The following is a 4,407-nucleotide window of genomic DNA, read 5'->3' on the forward strand; positions in this document are numbered from 1 at the left end:
AGAACGCGACATTCAGCGCAAACTTAGAGTGCTCCAGCACGCCGAGAAGATCGGATATCCATTTGGCAGCACGGTAAGTAAAGTTTGGCAAATCAGATTGTCCACGTGGCGGACGCTCTTTGCGCAAGTGGTTCCTCCTCTCGTGGGCTCTTACTAGCTTTGTGTAAGATTATGAAAGGATCTGAAATGCCAATACAATCGCTTGGATATCTTGGCTTGCGGTCCGACCGGACCGAAGAATGGAAGCACTTCGCGGGTAAAGTACTTGCTATGCAATTGGCCGATTTCGGCGGGCGTCAGCTGTCATTCCGCATGGATGACCTTGTTCAGCGATTGGTTGTCTCGGACGAGCCGGGAGAAACATTGGCCTTCATTGGCTGGGAAGTGACGAAAAAATCTGATTTGCAGGATTTTGCAGCTCGGCTGGACAACGCGGGTCACAAAGTGACGTTTGGCGACAAAGGTTTGGCCGACCGTCGCTTTGTCGAAGAATTGATTGTGACACATGATCCCGCCGGAAACAGGATCGAATTGGTTTGGAACCCGCACAAGTCGCAAGAGCCATTTACGCCCGGGCGTCCTATTGACGGGTTTAAGACTGGCGCTCTTGGGATGGGACACGCAGTCCTGCATGTCCCCGACGCTACGGCCTTGTTGCCGTTTTACTGTGATGTTTTGGGCTTTGCGGTGAGTGATTATGGTCTCAAACCTGTCCCTTTGTATTTCTTTCACGTCAACGGGCGTCACCACAGTTTTGCCATCGTGGGCTCGGGGAAATCCGGGTTCCATCATTTTATGGTGGAGTATCAAAACCTCGATGACGTTGGGCAAGGGTATGATCTAGCAGGCCAGCAAGAAGATGGCATCGCCTATACTTTGGGCCGCCACACCAATGATCATATGACCAGTTTTTACGCAAACACCCCATCCGGTTTTTTTGTCGAAAATGGCTGGGGGGGGCGGATGATTGATCCCGCATTGTGGGAGCCGCATGAGACAACGGTCGGGCCCAGTTTTTGGGGTCATGATCGGCTGTACCTTCCCGAGCCAGAGCGAAAACCCTTTGTTGATATGAGGTTAAGGGCTGCGGCGGATGGGTTGCGCGCGCCGCCGGTTATTGATTGCCCATGGCTTTACGAGCTGCGCGGACAGGAGAAGAGATAGTGAACACAACTGATGTCGACGTCGCAATTGTGGGTTACGGCCCGACCGGCGCAACGCTGGCAAATTTGCTGGCCCGGTGCGGGGTGCGCGTTGCGGTGGTTGAGCGCGAAGCCGCAATGTACCATCTGCCGCGAGCTGTGCATTTTGATGGCGAGACGATGCGGGTTTTTCAAGCGGTTGGAATTGCCTATCAGCTGCTTGAAAAAGTGCGGGTCAATCCGGGGATGCGGTTTGTCGACCCTGACAGAAACCTGCTTATGGATTGGCCACGATCGCAGGATGTCGGGCCGCAGGGATGGCACGCCAGCTATCGATTGCACCAGCCCGATCTGGAGCATCTGCTGCGCGAAAAACTTGCAGCCAATTCTAACGCCGTGGTGTTGAACAACACCGAAGTTATGAGCGTCGAAGAGACCGAGACAGGAGCAATGTTGGTTGCCCGTAACATCGGGGATGACCATCAGACACGGATCAAGGCGCAGTTTGTGGTTGGCTGTGACGGCACTCGATCCATTGTGCGCAAGTCAATCGGGTCGGGAATGGATGATCTGGGCTTTGAAGAGCGTTGGCTTGTGATTGACCTTTTGCTAAAGCGGGAACGGCCTGATCTGGGGGATCATTCAGTACAGTTCTGCGATCCTATTCGCCCAATGACCTATTGCCGTAGTCCGGGTGCCCGGCGGCGCTGGGAGATCACGATGTTGGATGGTGAAACCGACACGGAGGTAACCCAGGAGAAGCGCATTTGGGAGTTTCTGGCACCTTGGATCGGCCCGCAAGATGCAACGTTGGAGCGCAGTACAGTTTATACGTTTCGCTCTGTCGTCGCGCAGAAATGGCGCAAAGGACGCTTGATGATTGCGGGAGACGCCGCGCATCTGACGCCTCCGTTTATGGGGCAAGGCATGTGCGCAGGTATTCGCGATGCGGCTAATCTGGCGTGGAAACTAGCGTTGTGTGTCAAGGGTAGCGCCTCTGATGATCTCTTGGAGAGTTATCAAGAAGAACGCGGCCCAAATGTGCGTCAATTTATCGAAACGGCAATGCGCTTGGGAGGGCTGATCAACACTGACGACCCCAATACGGCCCTATCGCAGGCCCAGACAGACCAAACTGGTACAACACGCATGGCCTCGATTGCCCCTCCTCTTGGAACGAGCGATTTGGGGGGATTGATACCTCGGAATACGCCACACGTGGGGCAATTGTTCGGGCAGCCGGCTCTATCGAATGAACACCTTTTGGATGATGCCGCGGGCTACGCGCCTGTGCTGATCCTGCGGCACTGTTTGCCAGATCATATTGCCACCAATTTTCCAGTGTTTGACGATGATGAGAATCCAAATATTGGACCCATGCTTGATGCCATTGGTGCAAACGCGGCCCTGATACGCCCAGACAGATACATCGCGGCAAGTGCCGTGACGGATATCGACATTGCAGCCCTTGCCGGGATTGCCCTGCCTTCCCCGATGCTGCGACATGAAGAAAGAGAACTTGCACTATGAAACTTGCTTCCCTGAAATCCGGCGGCCGTGATGGCGCGCTGGTTGTTGTATCGCGCGATCTGACATGTATGGCGGTTGCTATGGCTGTTGTTCCAACTTTGCGTGAGGCCGTCGAAAACTGGCAGCAAGTTGCGCCAGCGCTGCACGACCTCGCAGGCAAGCTAGAGGCAGGCGACGTGGAAACCATACCCTATGAACCGGCAAAGCTTATGTCTCCTCTGCCGCGGGCGTTTCAATGGGCCGATGGCAGCGCTTATCTCAGCCATATGCGGCTGGTACGCAAAGCGCGTGGAGTAGAGATGCCCGCGAACTCGGAGACCGATCCGATGCTCTATCAGGGTGGCGGTGACGGGTTCCTTGGCCCCGTCGATCCGATCCCGTATGTGCACACAGATTGGGGACTAGATTTTGAGGGCGAAATTGCTGTGATCACCGATGACGTGCCGATGGGATGCTCGCCTGAGCAAGCCAAAACCCATATCAAACTGATCATGCTGTGCAATGACATCAGCCTGCGTCATGTCATGCGGCCCGAACTGGTCAAAGGCTTTGGTTTTTTCCAGTCCAAACCCGCCAGCGCGTTTTCACCAGTCTGCGTTACGCCAGACGAGTTAGGCGAGGCTTGGACGGGTGGGCGCGTTAATCTGCCGTTGCTCACCGCTTATAATGGTGAAGAATATGGTCGGGTCCACGCAGGCAGGGACCTGACTTTTGAGTTCCCAGATTTGATTTCGCATGCTGCGCGTACGCGTGACTTATCGGCTGGAACGATCATCGGATCGGGCACGGTGAGCAACGAAAACCACAGTGAAGTCGGCTCTAATTGCCTGGCTGAAAAGCGTATGATCGAGACCATTCGCGACGGGGAACCCACTACGCGATTTATGGAGCCAGGCGATACCATCCGGTTTGAGATGCTGGGCGAGGACGGCCAAAGTATCTTTGGTGCTATTGACCAGACTGTCGTGAGTGGATGAAATTGTGATTCAATGCAGAGTTTTTTCTGCCCGGATATGTGAGGCATGAATGGTCCCAAAGTCAGAAAACGTGCGAGCCCTTTCGCGTGGACTGCGGATACTCAGGTTCCTAAACAAGGCTGGAGCGGCACGCGCAGCTGAAATTGCTAAAGAACTTGGGCTACCTCGGCCGACGGTGTATCGCTTGCTGCATACATTAGAGGAAGATGGATATATTCTCTATTCCGGCAGCGATTCCCGTGTACGCTTGTCTCCCTTGGCTGCCGCCCTTGGGGACAACGCCCCTACGCGATCGCGGTTCTGTCAGGCGGCGGTGCCAATTCTCGCAAAATTTACGGATATCCACGGGTGGCCAGTGGATCTGTCCACGTATGAAGACGCACATATGGTCATTCAGGAAACGACCCATAGCCGCAGCCCGCTTTCCGTAGACCCCGGGATGGTTGGGTATCCTCTGCCAATCTTGCGCTCTTCGGCGGGCCGCGCATACCTGTCCGTTTGTAGCGCACGTGAGCGGGAAATTATCATTGATTTGCTGCGCGCAGAGCCCTGCCAAGAAGATTTGCCATTTCTGCAATTCGGTTGGTTGGACGAAAACCTGACGGCCTATTTCAGACAGGGGTACGCCACACGTGGTCCACGGTCGTTCCGACCCAAAACCTCAAGTCTCGCGGTACCGATCCTTGCAGATGATCGTGCAATTGGCTGTTTGTCGATAATCTGGGTTACCAAAGCCATGACCATGGAGCAAGCCATCG

4 protein-coding genes are annotated in these 4,407 nt (G+C 54.7%); all 4 read left to right on the top strand.

Annotated features, from left to right (window positions below; translation table 11 throughout):
• Positions 1-186 precede the first annotated feature (186 nt).
• Positions 187-1,164 carry a VOC family protein gene (locus QZ279_RS06115; RefSeq protein ID WP_293449292.1) on the top strand — a complete coding sequence of 326 codons (978 nt, stop codon included), beginning with the start codon at positions 187-189 and terminating at the stop codon, positions 1,162-1,164.
• Positions 1,164-2,672 carry a bifunctional 3-(3-hydroxy-phenyl)propionate/3-hydroxycinnamic acid hydroxylase gene (locus QZ279_RS06120; RefSeq protein WP_293449293.1) on the top strand — a complete coding sequence of 503 codons (1,509 nt, stop codon included), beginning with the start codon at positions 1,164-1,166 and terminating at the stop codon, positions 2,670-2,672. The genes QZ279_RS06115 and QZ279_RS06120 overlap by 1 nt, the downstream gene beginning before the upstream one ends.
• Entirely contained in the window at positions 2,669-3,649 is a 981-nt protein-coding gene (locus QZ279_RS06125) for a fumarylacetoacetate hydrolase family protein (protein ID WP_293449294.1), read from the top strand. The genes QZ279_RS06120 and QZ279_RS06125 overlap by 4 nt, the downstream gene beginning before the upstream one ends.
• Before the next feature lie 49 nt (positions 3,650-3,698).
• On the top strand, positions 3,699-4,407 hold a 709-nt coding region (locus QZ279_RS06130; RefSeq protein WP_293449295.1), incomplete at its 3' end, for a DNA-binding transcriptional regulator.

The organism is Planktotalea sp. (assembly GCF_018607965.1).
Lineage (GTDB): Bacteria > Pseudomonadota > Alphaproteobacteria > Rhodobacterales > Rhodobacteraceae > Planktotalea.